Here is a 16,944-nt window from a genome sequence, read left to right on the forward strand (position 1 = left end):
TAATTGAATAAAAGATACGCGATACGTAATGAACAATTCGTTACATGGAAGAGGGTGTGAATCCCTCACAGGGCCGCTGCTGTAATAAACGAGCAAACCTTAGTCCAAAGAGACACCCACTGAAAGAAAACTTTCGGGAAGGGGAGGAAAGCGCTATAGTTTTAAGTCAGAAGACAGTCGCATATCATAAGCATGAAAACTCTTCGGATCCAAGAGAATGCAACGGGTACTTTGCTATAGATATGAATGTGATGTATCAAAAAATAAGTTGCTGTATTATGAATTCGATAATACAGCTTTTTTATTTCTCTAGAAAAGATTGAGGTTCGCATTGACAATTAACACAAACTATACAAACCAACAGGAAAGAGGAAATAACCATGAAAAGAAATCTAAAACAATATGTTGCAGTGCTCCTTATCTTGATGTTTGCATTTACAGCATGTACATCACCAAGTACATCACCAAGTACCACAGAGCAAACAGAGACTACAGCAAATACAGAAGCATCCACTAATACACAAGAACAGCCAAGTGCACAAGACACAGAAGAGGCTACAGAATCAGACGAGACGACGGATACAGATCGTGCAGGTAACCCTATTACCCTTCCGGATAATATTGAGCGTGTTATATCTTTTGCACCATCCATGACTCAGGTTATCGAAGAGCTTGGATTCTTGGATAAACTTGTAGCAGTAGATACCCAGTCGCCTAAATATGTTGACGGCGTCGATGGGTTACCACAGTTTAACATGATGACACCGGATATCGAAGCATTAGCAGCACTTGAACCTGATGTGATGTTTGTCTCCGGAATGAGCTTGGCCAAAGGAGATAATCCTTTTGAACAATTGGTTGAATTAGGAATTTGTGTTATTATGATTCCATCAAGCACAAGTATTGAAGGCGTAAAAGAAGATAATCAATTTATCGCCGATGTCATGGGAGCATCAGCAAAAGGCCAAGAAATTAATCAAAAAATGCAAGAGCGTATTGATGCCATTGCCGCTATTGGAACCACTATCGAAGATAAAAAAACAGTCATGTTTGAAATTGCAGCATTGCCAAATATCTATAGTTTTGGACAAGAGACTTTTTTGCATGAGATGATTGAACTTATAGGTGCAAATAATGCGTTTGCTGATGAAGAAAGTTGGATTTCAGTTTCAGAAGAAGCGGCAGTTGCAAAAAATCCAGATGTGATTTTAACGAATGTCAGTTATATTGAAGACTCTGTAGGAGAAATTCTTGCAAGAACAGGCTGGGAAAATGTCAAAGCCGTCCAAGAAAAAAATGTATATTATATTGATAACGGCAAGAGTAGTTTATCCAACCATCATATTGTAGAAGCGCTTGAAGAGATGGCAAAAGCCGTGTACCCTGATGAATATTCTGCACTTAGTGAATAAGTGTATACAAAAGATTGAAGTGATATTATATGAAAAAACTACAACTTAAGATAGGCATAACGGTATTGATATGTGTCATGGTATTGATGGTAGCTGTAGGGTTTGGAACCGTTAGAATAGAGCCTGCAAATATCTTTGCCATTTTTGGACATAAACTTTTTGCTTTAGAGCTTCCAAGTGAAATATCGGATAATATTGCTTCCATTTTTTGGACAATGCGATTACCTAGAGCGATTGCTGCATTTTTAGTTGGAGCCGCTCTTGCAGTAACAGGAACTGTGATGCAATCGGTACTTAGAAACCCTCTAGCCTCATCCTATACACTAGGTGTATCCTCAGGCGCATCCCTTGGAGTAGCCCTCATGGTGGTGTTTGGAATCTCTTTGCCTTTTATAGGGAACTTTTCATTACCTATGATTGGATTTGTCTTTGGGTTGGGAACCGTTTTACTTGCTATGGCTATGGCGATGCAACTGGATAAAAACCTGGAAAATCAGACGATTATTCTCATTGGTATGGTCCTTTCACTTTTTGTAAGCTCCATGCTGACGATTCTTATTGTCTTGTCAAAAGAACACATGGAACAGATTATTTTTTGGCAGATGGGAAGTTTTTCTGCGATTAAGTGGAGCCATGTACAAGTACTTTTAATGATTATCATTCCGGGGATTTTGTTTCTCATGTATTTTGCCCAAGAGATGGATATTATGACCTTTGGAGAAGAACAGGCTATTTCTGTAGGCATTGACATGCGACGCATGAAGATTATTCTGATTACGGCATCGGCACTGCTAACAGGAACGGCGGTTGCTTTTGTTGGCATCATTGGGTTTATTGATTTAATTGCACCGCATGTGGTGCGAAAAATATATGGCGCCTCACATCGTATTGTTGTACCTATGTCCGCGCTATTTGGAGGTGCATTTATGACCCTAGCAGACATGGTGTCACGAACGATTATATCACCTTCTGAACTTCCTATTGGTGCGGTGACAACTCTTATTGGAGCGCCCTTTTTTGCATACGTATACTTTAGCAAGAGGGGAGTGAAAAGACATGCTTAAGCTTGAAAATGTTAGTGCTGGATATAATGGAACAGACGTGATTCATGATATCAGCTTTCGCTTGTCAGAAGGTGAAAGCTTATGTATTCTAGGTCCAAATAGTTGTGGAAAGACAACGCTACTTAGGGCGATTGCCAAGTTAATTGAATCAAATGGAGTTTTGGAATTGGATGGGAAATCGGTACATGCCATGCGTCGAAAAGATATTGCCAAGCGTGTAGCTGTGATGAGTCAAATTTCAAGAGTGAACTTTCCATATTCAGTGTATGATACCATTATGATGGGGCGTTATCAGCACATCAAAAAGTCTATGTTTAAAACACCTGGAGAAAAAGATATTGCACTTGTTGAAGCGTGTATGAAAGAAGTCGAACTAACATCTATTCGAGATCAAATGATTGATTGTCTGTCAGGGGGACAACTACAACGGGTTTTTTTAGCCCATACACTTGTTCAAGAGCCGCGTTTGATTTTATTAGATGAACCGACCAATCATTTAGATATGAAACATCAAGTGAGCTTAGTGAAGTATCTAAAAAAGTGGTCAAAAATAGATGGACATCAAGTGATAGGTGTTTTTCATGATATTAACCTGGCGATGCAACTTTCGGACAATCTTATGTTTATGAAAGAAGGGCGCATTAAAGGAATCGGTCACAGTGATGATTTGATTACGACCGATTTTCTAAAAGATATCTATGATGTCGATATTGTTGATTATATGATTCAGTCATATAAACGGTGGGAAAAATTTAGCGGAAAATAAAGAGGTGAAGATATGAGTATTATTTATCGCAGTCCATTTGAAGCATATCCATTTTTATCAGACAAGGCAAGCGATGTCCGATGCGACTTTGAAATCTATACAGATAAAGTTGCCAGTATGACAGGGTTGCTTAGTGCACAGTGTCTTGAGCCGGAGATTCGAGATGAGCTAATTCAAATTGAAGAGCTTATATATCATAGCAATCCAACACTTCGAACGAAGCTTACCCTCACAGAAGACGAAGTGCTTTGGTTAAAAAATCGTGTGGATGATTGGCAAGCAAAAGTTCAGGGGCGTTGTCAGCAGTTTGTGCTACCTCGTGGGTCAAGACGAGCGGGACTTGCACATGTCTTGCGTGCAGAGGCAAAGGGCTTGGTACGCTTATTGTATCGTTATCAAGAACAAGGAAATTCCGTTGATCCGTTGTTGATTGATTTTATGAATCTGCTTTCCGGTTATTTTTTTGTATTGGCATTACAGCTTAATGCATTAGACGGTATAGAGGAGATTCCATATATCAGTCGTAACTACCCAAAGCGATAGGTGATTTTATGAAGAGCATTTGTATTGCCGGAACCCAAAGCGGTTGTGGAAAAACAACAGTGACAATGGCTATCTTAGGAGCCTTATCAAAAAAAATGTCCGTGCAGCCTTTTAAAGTAGGACCAGACTATATTGATCCCATGTTTCATTCTTATATTACAGGGAAAAAGTGTCGTAATCTTGATTCTTACCTAATGGAACCTGTTCATATCAAGTATTTGTTTGAACATAATATGAAGGATGCAGACATCGGCGTTATCGAAGGTGTAATGGGATTATTTGATGGGGCTGACGTCGGAAGCGATATTGGAACGACGGCATCAATAGCCAAACTGACAAAGACTCCGGTGATTCTCGTTGTTGATGGCAGCAAGGTGGCAGCATCTATTGCAGCGACGGTTCAAGGATTTCAAAATTTTGATCCGAAACTTTCCATTGCAGGGGTCATATGTAACAAGGTCGGCGGAGAAGGACATTATCAACTGCTAAAGGAAGCAATTGAATATTATTGTGATATTGAAGTGTTAGGTTATCTAAGTAAAGAGGCAAAAATAAATCTTCCAGAGCGCCATCTTGGGTTGGTCCCGACGGATGAGTTGGAGAACTTAGAAGCGCGATTTGAACACTTGGCGGATATAGCAAGTCAAACGATCGATCTGGAACGCTTGATTCAATTGGCAAAAGGGCAAGTCATACATACACCTCATGCCAAGAAAAAGAAGATGCCTAAACTACGTATCGCCTATGCCAAAGATGAAGCTTTTCATTTTTACTATGAAGATAATTTGGATTTTTTTCGAGAACAAGGCGTAGAACTTATCTCTTTTAGCCCGATACATGATCAGGAACTACCTAAGGACATTCATGGACTGATTATTGGAGGTGGCTTTCCGGAAATATTTGCAGGAAAGCTTGCAAAAAACAGCCAAATGAAACGTAGCTTACGTACGGTGCTACAATCGGGGCTACCTTATTATGCAGAATGTGGCGGATTGATGTATCTATGTGAAAAGCTCTATGATCTTGAAGGCAAGGAACACTCAATGGTCGGATGGTTTCATGGAGAGACATCGATGCAATCGACTCTGCAAAATTTTGGCTATGCTACATTGACCTTGACTCGTGATTGTATCTTTGGTGAAGCTGGTGATAGTATAGCAGTTCATGAGTTTCACCGATCCAAGGCAAGGATTCAAGAAGAGAAAATCTATGCACTTCATAAGGAAAAAAAGGGAGCAATAACCCGACAATGGTCCTGTGGTTATGGGAAGGGGAATGGTGTTGCGTCCTATGCGCATATGCACTTTTATGCAAATCTAGATTTTGCTGAAGCATTTATAAAAAGTTGCTTGCAATATAAAGAAAAAGTCTTATAATGAGTATACATTCTATTATGCGTAAAGACGCGGAGGTAAGATGAAAGGTATTATTCTTTATAAAGTGAATCAAAATGAACTCAATGAAACCCATTATGAGACCCATCGATTTATTGAAGAGGCCGAAAAAATGGGCATTGAAATTGACGTTATCAGTCCGGCACGTTTTGAGATTGTGGTTAACCAAGATGAGACGAATTCGATTTTCTTGGATGGACAACCGCTAAAACGTCCGGATTTTGTCATACCTAGAATGGGGTCGGGTACGACATATTTTGCGTTAGCACTCATTCGACAATTTGAGCGGCTCCATATTCCCTGTATCAATGGAAGTACAGCGATTGAGCTGGTTAAGGATAAGCTTTTTTCCCAGCAGGTGCTGGCATATAGAAAGCTGCCCGTTCCAAAAACCATGCTCATGAAATTCCCGGTAGATATAGCGTTGATTGAAGGGCAGTTTGGCTTTCCTTTGGTTGTAAAAACATTATCAGGTTCTCTTGGTCGAGGCGTTTTTATGTTAGACACTCGAAAACAAATGGAGGATTGGACTCGTATTGTGGAGCTAGCCAATGTCAATATGAATATAATTGTTCAAGAGATGATTACAGATAGTAAAGGCAAAGACCTGCGGGTTTTTGTTGTAGGTAATCGTGTAGTTGGATGTATGATTCGTCGGGCAAAAGAAGATGATTTTCGTGCGAATTACTCTGCAGGCGGGACAGTAGAAAGCTATCCGGTATCCCCATTAATTGAGCGAATAGCTCTTCAGGCTGCCAAGGTGCTAGGTCTTGATGTGGCAGGGGTTGATTTGTTGTTTGATGGTGATGGGTTTAAAATTTGTGAGGTCAATTCGTCGCCGATGTTTAAAGGACTTGAGTCGTGTTCAGAGGTTAATATTCCACAGGTGATTTTTGAGTATTTATTAAAGGAGCGCGTATGAAAATAGAATTGGAACGGCCGGCAAAATTAATGCAAGACTTGACTTTTAACATGGAAGAACATTATTACAATAAGGTGATTCATGCCCAAATTCATCAATCAGTCAAAGCTTTTTTTAATATGGATAAACAGCGGATTGTCGAGCGGTTTTGCCATTTGAACCCAATGGTAGATAAAGAAGAGTTAATGCGCTGGCTCTTGTATCAGCCAAGACATATGCAATGGTCAGGAACGGATCTGTTTCATGTGGTTAATGAACAAGGTGCAAAGAAAATGGTGGTTATTGAAACAAATTCTTCACCTTCAGGACAAAAATCCATGCCGCTTCTAAATGATACAGAAGAAAGAGGCGGATATCTAAGGTTAATGGAAAAATCGTTTTTGCCCTTTGTAAAAAAACAGCGGACGATTCCGGGAAGCTATGCGGTAATATATGATAAAAACGAGATGGAAGCTTCAGGATATGCCAAAGTATTAGCTCAATTGGTAGCAGAAAAAGTATACCTTGTCCAATACTTTACAGAAGATAAAAATCCTTCCGTACGATTTATAGATGAAGTGATGCAAGTGCGTGATGCATCTGGAAATTGGCATGATATTAAAGCGGCATTTCGTTATGTAACCCAAAAACCATGGAATCGTATTCCGGTTAAATCAAAGACAGTGATATATAATCCAATTGTTGCCTGTCTTGCTGGCGGACGCAATAAAAATATGGCGGCTAAAGCTTATGATGTGTTTAACGCTCAACTATCAGCTGCCCATTTGAAAGTATATAGTCCAGAGACCATTAATGATGTGAAACTTCGGGAAGTTCCCATTTGGGTGCATCGCTTTGGAGGTCATGCGGTCATCAAAAATCCTTATTCCAATGCAGGTCAAGGGGTGTATACGGTTACGTCAGAGCAAGAGTTAGAAGCATTTATGGCTGTTGAGCACGACTATGATGAATTTATTGTTCAAAGCCTTATTGGCAACTACCATTGGTCAACTGTCCATGGTGAGCAAAAGTATTATCATGTGGGTATGATGCCCAACAAAAAAAGTGAAATCTATGTAGCAGACCTTCGGATGATGATTGCATCCACCCAAGAAGGGTTTGAACCTATGGCGATTTATGCTCGCCGAGCAGAAAAGCCACTTAAAGAAATTTTGGAACCATTTGAAAATTCCTGGGAAATCTTAGGGACAAATCTATCGGTGCGTACCCAAGAAGGCTGGGACAGTGAGACGAAACGGCTCAAATTAATGGATAACAAAGACTTTAATACCCTGGGGTTATCGGTTGATAGTTTAGTCGAAGGATATATTCAGTCGGTGCTGTCTACAATTGCTATTGATCAAATGGCCATTCGTTTAATCAGCAGCAAAAAAATGCTACGTAAAAAACTCTTTAGTGATCTGAATCCAGATGCAGCGCTAATCAATGAAATTATTTGATATATCTGTTTTGCGATATTTGGATGGCGTTAATCCCACCTTTTTTTTAAAGGAAGTGCAAAAAGAACTTTCACTTGAAAAGCCAATGTCAAAGGCAATAGATTTGACACTAAGCGTTGATGTTTTTAAGAGGTATTTTGCCGTGTTGATACGTATATCAAGGATGTATTCATGGGGCGTGTAGCCGGTTTCTTTTTTAAACAGACGGATAAAGTGATAGGGACTGATGAGTGCTTGACCTGAGAGGTGTTCAATGGATAAGGAGTGGTTAAAGTGTTCATGTATATAGACAACTATATCTTCAATACGTGATTGTTGAGGTATGGATTGAACTTGTGGGTGATTTAATAAAATAGACGTTAAGATATCAGAGAGCCATTTAGACATTAAAGGCTCTCTGATTTTTTCTTTTTTTAAAAAGGCTTGATATATCCTTGCCACTCGCTTAAGGACGGTATAGGAATCGGAGAGAGTAAGCACGCTAGGATGGCTTTCGTGGATCAAATCATAATAATGGGCAGCCATGGGACCATCAAAATGAATCCAAGTACATTCACATCCGACAGAAGTTATATATCCATGGGGGTTGTAGCAATTTATAAAGATAAAGTCTCCGCTTTTTGCACTAGAGCGTGTACCATCATATTCGACGACCAGTTCGCCGTCGTGGACAGCAATCAGCAAAAAGCTGTCATAGGCGTTGCGATACAATTGATATCCGGGTTCATAAATAAAATGTCCGGTGCATATCGGATAAAAAAAGGTTTGCGTAGCCGTAATGCTAGGTGAATAGATAAAATAGTTGGATTTTTGTGCAACATAGGGTTCATGGGATTTCATAGTAGACCTCCAATACAATATAGAATCATGGTAGCAAGACTTTCAGAAAAAATCAATAGCAATTTTTTGAAATGATTTCGCAAGTTCAAGTAATGAAAAAGTCTCGCAATAGGTTTAATATATGGAGTATATTAATCAATACGTATTAGAAATGGAGGCAAATATGGAGTCAATTAAAAGCAATTATGTGAATGTTTGGGAAGAACAAATTACGCTACCGACATATGAGATTGGGGAAGCGGAAAAGAATCCGATTTTTCTAGAAAAACGTGTGTACCAAGGAAGTACAGGAAAGGTATATCCTTACCCGGTTGTTGAAAAAATATCGGATGAGAAAGTGGACAAAGTCTATCAAGCAGTTTATTTAGAAAACCCATATTTAAAAGTAATGATTCTACCGGAACTTGGTGGACGGATTCAACGTGCCTATGATAAAACCAATGATTATGATTTTGTCTATTATAATCATGTGATTAAACCGGCATTAGTGGGACTTGTCGGACCGTGGATTTCTGGAGGGATTGAATTTAACTGGCCACAGCATCATCGCCCGACAACATATATGCCTGTTGAGTATCAGCTGCAAGAGCATGAGGATGGCAGCAAGTCGGTGCTTGTGCATGATGTGGACCGAATGTATGGCACACAATCCATTGCGGCATTTACCTTGTATCCAGATAAAGCCTATATTGAAATTAGCGGACAGCTTTATAATCGAACAGCCCTTGCGCAGACGTTCCTATGGTGGGCAAACCCTGCCGTTCCGGTCAATGATTATACCCAATCTATTTTTCCACCGGACGTTCATGCGGTTATGGACCATGGGAAAAGGGATGTCTCTAGATTCCCGATTGCAACAGGGGAATACTATAAAATGGACTATAGTGCAGGCGTTGATATATCTATGTATAAGAATATTTTGGTACCGACATCTTATATGGCGCAAAAGTCCAAGTATGATTTTGTCGGAGGCTATGATTATCAAAAACAAGCGGGGATATTGCATGTGGCCGACCATCATATCTCACCAGGTAAAAAACAGTGGACATGGGGATGTGGAGATTTTGGACAAGCTTGGGATGATAATCTGACGGATACAGATGGACCTTATGTTGAATTGATGACAGGGGTCTATACGGATAATCAGCCGGACTTTACATGGCTAAAACCTTTTGAAGAGAAAACTTTCAAGCAGTATTTTATGCCGTATAAAGCTGTAGGGCAAGTTAAAAATGCAACTATTGATGTTGTTATGAATATGGAAAAAAGTCAGGATACAGTGGATTTGGTGGTATATGCATCCAGTGAAAAAAAACTTGACATAATCATTGAATATAACGACGATGTTATCTATGAAGCATCTATTGCAATCTCTCCAGTTAAGACCTATGCAAAAGAAATACCTTTTTGCTGTGAATCTGAAGTTGGACTGAAAGCTTCAATATTTGAGCAAGGGAAGCTACTTTTATCCTATGCGCCTGAAAGCCAAGAGATTGAACCGATTCCAGATCCGGCTAAAGCAGTGGAAGCTCCCCAGCTGATTCAAACCAACGAAGAACTTCTGCTTGCAGGAATGCATATCGAACAATATCGACATGCGACGTATCTGCCGGACCCATACTATTTGGAAGGTTTAAAGCGGGATGCTGGAGACATACGTATCAACAACGCTTATGGAACACTTTTGCTGCGTCGAGGAGACTTTGATAGGGCGCTTGAACACTTTAACAAGGCGCTTGAACGCTTGATACGTTTAAACCCCAATCCTTATGATAGTGAAACATACTACAATCTGGGATTAACGCTTTTTTACCTTCATGACATGGATGGGGCGTATGATGCATTTTATAAGGCGACATGGACCAATGAACAGCAAGAGATGGCTTTTTATTATTTGGCAGCCATCGATTGTCGAAAAAAACGCTATGAGCATGCTTTGGAGATGATTGATAAAGCGTTGACCAAAAACACAAAGAACATCAAAGCTCGAGGATTAAAAGCTTATGTACTTCGTAAGTTAAAACGAATCCAAGCGCATCGAAAATGGTGTGAAGAAAGCTTGACGGTTGATTCTTTTCATGGTGTATTACTTTTTGAAGAAGGCATCTTAAAAAATGAAGCGAGTGAAAAAGTGTTCAAAAAATCCGTTGACAATATGTTACTTGTTGCTAGAGATTATGCAGAGTTTGGTGCATATGAAGAGGCAATCATGGTACTTAAAACAGTCAAAGATTTTTCACCGTTAGTAGGTTATTATTTAGGATATTACGCCCATCAATTAGGAAAAGATGATGCGGCAAACCAATATATTCAAGCAGCAGAACAAGCGGCGTCGGATTATTGTTTTCCAAATCAATTGGAGGATATTGAAGTACTTCGTTATGCCATTAATCAGTATCAAGCAACAATGGCAGCGTATTATTTAGGGAATGTCTATTATGATAAACTGCAGTGGGAAAAGGCGACTGAACTTTGGGAAGCGTGTGCCAAAGCCCATGATGATTTTCCAATTGTCTATCGTAACTTAAGTTTGGCTTACTATAATAAATTCAACAATCCCAAAAAGGCAAAGATGGCTATGGAAAAAGCGTGGGCTATTAATGAAAGCGATCCACGGGTTTTCTTGGAATTAGATCAGCTTTATAAAAAACTAGATATGTCTTTTGAAGAGCGTCTGCAACGCTATGAGCGTTATATAGACGTGGTCGAATGTCGTGATGATTTATACGTAGAGTATGTGACGCTGTTAAACATGACAGGTTCAAGTAAAAAAGCATATGAAAAAATGATGCAAAGACAGTTTCATCCATGGGAAGGCGGAGAAGGAAAAATTACTGGGCAGTATAAGTTTGCTTTAATGACTATGGCTAAAGACGCATTAGCCAACAATAGATTAGAACAAGCAAAAGCCTATCTAAATCAGGCATTGACTTACCCTAGAAATTTAGGCGAAGGTAAACTTGAAGGTGATAAAGATAATGATGTGTATTACTTATTAGGAAAGGTTAATCAGGGTCTTGATAATATGGAGCGTGAAGCGATAGAGTGCTTTAGACGAGCGACAGTTGGGACGAATGAACCGGCAGGCATGATGTATTATAATGACCAGCCAGCAGATATGATAATGTACCAAGGTCTGGCACACCGACAGCTTGGAGAGGAGACGCAAGCCAAGGCGCGGTTTTATCGATTAATTGATTATGGAGAAAAACACCTTTTTGATGATTTTAAAATCGATTATTTTGCTGTATCTTTACCGGATTTTCTGATTTTTGAGACGGATTATAATCAGATGAATAAAGCCCATTGCTATTACTTGATGGGACTTGGACATCTGGGATTGGGCGATGATCAGAAGGCGACAACCTACTTTGAACAAGCACTTAAAATAGAACCATCACATATGCACAGTCATATATACCGATACGTGTATACTGATGTGAGACAATAAGCAAAACACAAAATAATAGTTGACGTGACAACCAATTGTCGTTATAATGGTTGTTGCGTCAACTATTTTATTTGATTTGGAGGACATTTATGCAAAGAAGTATAGGACGTTTAGTGTCAATACTGTATCGGAAAAATCAAGTGTATCTTAATCTTGTGCTTAAACCTTTAAATATTACAGCGGCTGAGTTACCTATTTTGCTTCATCTTTATGATGATGATCATGTGTCTCAGGAAGAACTATCCACTTTTTTAATGATTGATAAAGGGGCGACAGCTCGAGCGGTACAATCACTGATTAAAAAAGGGATTTTAACTAAGGAAAAAGATATACACGATCGACGGGCATATCAGGTATATGTCACTGAACAAGGCATAAACATTAAAGAGAAGCTATACGAACAGCTAAATGGTTGGACACACTATTTGACCCAAGACATTGATGCACATGAAGTTGACATTATGTTTGATGTATTGGAGGCAATGGTTAAAAAAGTTGAAAAAGCAGATTTTAGAGAAATAGAGAGGAAGTTTTAATGGCACAAAGCAATGTTTTAGGTACGGAAAAAATATCGAGTTTGTTGATTAAATTTTCTGTGCCAGCAATTATTGGCATGATTATTAATGCATTATATAATGTTGTTGACCGTATTTTTATAGGAAATGCTCCGGATCTTGGTTCGGATGGATTAGCCGGAATTACCATCGGTTTTCCAATTATGATTATTTTATTATCGATTGGTCTATTATTTGGTGTAGGTGGGGCAACGTTATTTTCAATTAAGTTAGGGCAAGGTAAGCATGAAGAGGCGGGACAAGTCCTTGGAAATGCTTTTTCATTATTAGTTATTAGTGGAACCTTATTCTTAATTCTTGGACAAATATTTTTGGCACCGTTACTAACAATCTTTGGTGCAAGTGCGACCGTTTTACCCTACGCTACCGAATATATGCGGGTTATATTTTTTGGGGCGATTTTCCAGGTATTAAGTATTGGTATGAATAACTTTTTACGTGCAGATGGCAAACCGAAGTTAGCAATGATTACTATGTTTGTTGGAGCGGGGATTAATATTTTGTTGGACCCGGTGTTTATTTTTGTTTTTAAGATGGGGATGACAGGAGCTGCACTCGCAACGATTATCTCTCAGGCAATATCTGTGTGGTGGATTATGGCTTATTTTTTATCAAAAAAAAGACAACAGCGTATTACTCTGCATAATATGAAGTTAAGATTTGATGTAACTACTCAAATTATTTCCCTAGGAATGCCTGGTTTTTTGATGCAGCTAAGCAATAGCTTGCTTAATGTTATCTTAAATAAAAGCTTACTCGCTTATGGCGGAGATATTGCAGTATCAGGCATGGGCATTATTAATAGTATTCAAACTATTTTGTTGATGCCGATTATCGGATTAAATCAAGGCGTACAGCCAATTATTAGCTTTAACTACGGAGCCAAAAAATATCAAAGAATTAAAGAAGCGCAGATGTTGGCTATTATAGCTGCAACGGTGATTGTTGTTATTGGTTGGATTGTTACGCGTATGTTTCCAGAACAAATAGTAACGGTGTTTAATCAGGAACCAGAGCTTATTGCATTTGGAAAGTTGGCGATGGGAATATGGTTTGGATTTTTGCCTGTTATTGGTTTCCAAGCTTTAGGCGCCAATTTTTTTCAAGCGGTCGGACGACCAAAGGCATCAATGGTGCTTACCTTAACACGACAGGTTATTTTATTGATTCCTGCTATTATAGTGTTTTCAAATTTATGGGGACTTAAGGGGCTTTTATATGCTGCTCCATTTGCAGATGGAGTCTCTGCTGTAATTACAGGTATCGCATTTTACTTTGGAATGCATGCATTGGCAAAAGAATTGTAATTTAGAAGGAGGTAAAGGATGTATACGAAGCCAGATTTAATAAAAGCAATAAAAAAGATGGGAATTAAACCAACAGATACCTTGTTTATCCATTCTTCAATGAAAGCTGTTGGTGAGGTTGAAGGTGGCGCGGATACAGTTTTGGACGCCTTTATGGAATATTTGTCAGAAGGGCTATTAATTCTTCCGACACATACATGGGCGCAGATGAGTGCAACGTACAATGTATTTGACCCAAGGAAGGAACCATCTTGTGTAGGGATATTGACGAATCTTTTTATGAAGCGCCAAGGTGTTTATCGGTCGTTACATCCGACGCATAGTGTGGCGGCATATGGAGCGGATGCAGAAGAATTTGTCAAAGGCGAAGAAAACATGACTACGTCTTGTCAAAGGGGCGGCTGTTATGATCGTCTAAGAGACAGACATGCAAAAATTCTTTTGCTAGGCGTAAACCATGCACGCAACACGTTTATTCACGGCGTAGAAGAATGGCTAGATGTTCCGGAACGTTTTACAGAAAAACCGGTTCTTTTTAAGATTGTCATGCCTGACGGTACGTTAAGGGAGAGTCATGTGTATCGCCACTATAATTCAACAACAGCACATATCTCAGAAGCATATACTAAACTGGAACAGGCGTTTTATGATAACAACGCAGCAGAAGCCACAATTTTTGGAGATGCAGACTGCATTTTATGTGATGCCAATAAAATTTTTGAAGTGACAAAAAAAGTTTTGTCCCATCAACGCAATTGTTTGATGGAGTTGGAAGAGATTCCAAAGGCATGGTGGACATAGGATTACTATGATTCTAAAAAAAAATAAAAGATAGTATAAGTTTACATAGCATGACAAAAAACATAACACAAATATAACATTCAGTTAACTTTTTGTTAATAATAATTCTCTTTACATAATGATAATCCTCGCATATAATAGGTCTATACTACTAGTTTTTAATTTATGATTAGGTGTTTAGACCTAATCAATGGGAGGTTTTTCTATGGATTTAGCAAAAGAAAAAAAGAAAGTTCAAAAAAAAAGAACATTCACATTAAATTTACGTATATTTAATCATATGAAAATACAGTCAAAGCTTTTGGGAGCATTTTCACTTTTAGTTGTACTTATTTTAATTTTAACAGGAACAACTATGGCAAATTATGCAGATATTTCAAAGCAGAACCATATATTATATCAAACAAATAAAGCCATCGATTTTTTAGCGCTGGCACGTGTGGAACAAGTACGGTTTGAAAAAGATCTAAGTCAAGAGTCGGCAGACTTGGTGGAACAACACTTGGATGAAAGTGCAAAGTATATCAATAGTGTTCTTGATACTATGGATTTAGAAGAAAACCGTGTCAGTTCAAAGCAAATGTTAGAAAGCATTGAAAAATATCGAAGCGATTTTCGAACATATGTAGAACTTAATCGACAAAAAGAAGAACTGTCAACATCGAGGAATGCAGCTGGAAATACAGCGTTAAGTCGTATTGAGCAACTGATATCTTCGCAAAATGACTATATCATGAGTGTCGACACTGTTGAACAGATGAATAGTGGACTTGATCGTTTAGTGGTTATGCAATCAGCCTTTGATGCGTATTCCCAAGTACGTATTGCGTCGCTGATGTATGCAAATACAGAAGAACAAACCTATGCTGATGAGCTTCTTACTAAGGTTGAATTAACACAGACAGCGCTTAATAAAGCCAAAGAAGGTATTGATAATCCAGAGGTTATTGCATCAATAAACGAATCAATTGACAATATTAATAATTATAAGACGACATTTATCTCCTATCAGACATTGGTTAAAGACCAAACAACAACACGGCAAAGCATGCGTCAATACGCTGCAGGTACATCCGATATTGCGAATGAAATCATTTCTAATGTATCCGAGCATTTAAATGATATTCAAGCCATTGCTAATAGAAATAACATCATTATATCAATCGTTGCGATAATCATAAGCATCTTTTTAGGAATCATACTTAATGCAATTATTTCTAATCCGATCCATCAAGTTATCCAAAACATTCAAAGCCTATCTGAATATGACTTAACCCACACAATTGATAAACAAATGGTTGAAAGAAAAGACGAAGTTGGTTTACTTGCTAAGGCTGTTAGCCAAATTGAGACGAGCTTAAAAGAGATTGTCACCAATATGGATAATAGTTCAAAGCTTATGGGAGAAACATCAAAGAATCTATCGGTAATCTCTCAATCGACCTCAACAGCCTCAACAGAAATAGCCAGTACAATTGAGGAAATTGCAAATGGTGCATCCTCACAAGCACAAGATACAGAAAATGGTGTTGAAGGCATTATACACTTAGGTGCACTCATTGAATCTGAACAAGAAAATGTTGGGAAAATTATCGAAGCAGCCGATCATGTAGAGACACTAAAAAATGAAGGGGTAGATTTGATTGATACCCTTGTTGAAGAAACAGAAAAAAATCAAAAGGCAACGGGACTTGTTGATAAAATTGTTCGTGAGACAAATGAACGTGCAGAATATATTGGACAAGCCAGCGACATGATAGAAAATATTTCCAGACAAACCAATTTACTTGCGCTAAATGCAGCGATTGAAGCGGCTAGAGCGGGAGAAGCTGGAAAAGGTTTTGCTGTAGTTGCAGAAGAGATACGTAAACTGGCAGAACAGTCAAAAAGTTTTTCGGATGAGATTTCCTTGACTATTCAAGAATTAAAAGTTAAGGCAAATGAAGCTGTAAAACAGATGGAAATATCAAAAGAAATCGGAAAGTCTCAAGAAAATCGTGTACAAATGACCCAGCATAAATTTGAGGGGATTGATGATGCGATTGAGACGATGCGTAGTTATATTGATGAGCTTAAGGCATCGGGTACACAAATGGGCAATACAAAAGTTAAAATGACCGATATAATGAGCAATCTCTCAGCCTTAGCTGAAGAAAATGCTGCAAGTACAGAAGAAGCAGCGGCAGCTGTGGAAGAACAAACTGCATCCATTCAAGAAGTCTCTGCATCGTGTGTAGAAATCGAAGGCATTATTGAAGACTTTGAGCAAATCATTAGACGTTTTACATTATAATTAATTGTAATCGTTTAGAATCGAATATGTAAAAACCCCATGATCATGCATATAAAAAGATGCTGGTCATGGGGTTTTTTGTTTGTGCTATTTGGAAAAGGTTATGATATACTATAAGAAGATGCATGATGACAGAC

13 protein-coding genes and 1 riboswitch are annotated in these 16,944 nt (G+C 38.6%); of the genes, 12 read left to right on the forward strand and 1 reads right to left on the reverse strand.

Features of this window, described 5'->3' with window-relative positions:
* The first annotated feature begins 2 nt into the window (after nt 1-2).
* Nucleotides 3-197, forward strand: a riboswitch (cobalamin riboswitch).
* Nucleotides 198-380: 183 nt separating this feature from the next.
* The 7 genes from QBE53_05565 to QBE53_05595 are packed head-to-tail and all read left to right on the forward strand — an operon-like array spanning nt 381 to nt 7,540.
* On the forward strand, nt 381-1,412 hold the full coding sequence (locus QBE53_05565; GenBank protein WZL82577.1) for an ABC transporter substrate-binding protein: 1,032 nt from the start codon (nt 381-383) through the stop codon (nt 1,410-1,412).
* A gap of 29 nt (nt 1,413-1,441) precedes the next feature.
* Entirely contained in the window at nt 1,442-2,476 is a 1,035-nt protein-coding gene (locus QBE53_05570; protein WZL82578.1) for an iron ABC transporter permease, read from the forward strand.
* Entirely contained in the window at nt 2,469-3,242 is a 774-nt protein-coding gene (locus QBE53_05575; GenBank protein WZL82579.1) for an ABC transporter ATP-binding protein, read from the forward strand. The genes QBE53_05570 and QBE53_05575 overlap by 8 nt, the downstream gene beginning before the upstream one ends.
* A gap of 12 nt (nt 3,243-3,254) precedes the next feature.
* Nucleotides 3,255-3,785 (forward strand): ATP:cob(I)alamin adenosyltransferase, encoded by a 531-nt coding sequence (locus QBE53_05580; GenBank protein WZL82580.1) that lies wholly within the window; start codon nt 3,255-3,257, stop codon nt 3,783-3,785.
* A gap of 8 nt (nt 3,786-3,793) precedes the next feature.
* Nucleotides 3,794-5,161: a cobyrinate a,c-diamide synthase gene (locus QBE53_05585; protein ID WZL82581.1), complete on the forward strand. Its 1,368-nt coding sequence runs from the start codon at nt 3,794-3,796 to the stop codon at nt 5,159-5,161.
* Between the two features lie 40 nt (nt 5,162-5,201).
* On the forward strand, nt 5,202-6,101 hold the full coding sequence (locus QBE53_05590) for a RimK family alpha-L-glutamate ligase (GenBank protein ID WZL82582.1): 900 nt from the start codon (nt 5,202-5,204) through the stop codon (nt 6,099-6,101).
* Nucleotides 6,098-7,540: a hypothetical protein gene (locus QBE53_05595; protein WZL82583.1), complete on the forward strand. Its 1,443-nt coding sequence runs from the start codon at nt 6,098-6,100 to the stop codon at nt 7,538-7,540. Before QBE53_05590 ends, QBE53_05595 begins: the two co-directional genes overlap by 4 nt.
* On the opposite strand, the gene QBE53_05600 is transcribed toward QBE53_05595, so the two are convergent.
* Entirely contained in the window at nt 7,520-8,380 is an 861-nt protein-coding gene (locus QBE53_05600; protein WZL82584.1) for an AraC family transcriptional regulator, read from the reverse strand. The two genes, QBE53_05595 and QBE53_05600, sit on opposite strands and share 21 nt — an antisense overlap.
* A gap of 163 nt (nt 8,381-8,543) precedes the next feature.
* On the opposite strand from QBE53_05600, the gene QBE53_05605 reads away from it, so the two are divergent.
* The 5 genes from QBE53_05605 (at nt 8,544) to QBE53_05625 (ending at nt 16,807) form a co-directional block, all read left to right on the forward strand.
* A complete protein-coding gene (locus tag QBE53_05605) occupies nt 8,544-11,831 on the forward strand; it encodes a DUF5107 domain-containing protein (GenBank protein ID WZL82585.1) in 3,288 nt (1,095 codons plus the stop codon).
* A gap of 89 nt (nt 11,832-11,920) precedes the next feature.
* Nucleotides 11,921-12,367 carry a MarR family transcriptional regulator gene (locus QBE53_05610; protein WZL82586.1) on the forward strand — a complete coding sequence of 149 codons (447 nt, stop codon included), beginning with the start codon at nt 11,921-11,923 and terminating at the stop codon, nt 12,365-12,367.
* The gene (locus QBE53_05615) at nt 12,367-13,713 is read left to right on the forward strand and encodes an MATE family efflux transporter (protein WZL82587.1); all 1,347 of its coding nucleotides are present in this window, start codon (nt 12,367-12,369) and stop codon (nt 13,711-13,713) included. The genes QBE53_05610 and QBE53_05615 overlap by 1 nt, the downstream gene beginning before the upstream one ends.
* Before the next feature lie 18 nt (nt 13,714-13,731).
* Nucleotides 13,732-14,514, forward strand: a complete 783-nt coding sequence (locus QBE53_05620) for an AAC(3) family N-acetyltransferase (GenBank protein WZL82588.1) — start codon at nt 13,732-13,734, stop codon at nt 14,512-14,514.
* A 205-nt stretch (nt 14,515-14,719) separates the two neighbouring features.
* A complete protein-coding gene (locus QBE53_05625; protein WZL82589.1) occupies nt 14,720-16,807 on the forward strand; it encodes a methyl-accepting chemotaxis protein in 2,088 nt (695 codons plus the stop codon).
* Nucleotides 16,808-16,944: the final 137 nt, after the last annotated feature.

Source organism: Vallitaleaceae bacterium 9-2 (assembly GCA_038396585.1).
GTDB lineage: Bacteria > Bacillota > Clostridia > Lachnospirales > Vallitaleaceae > UBA1351.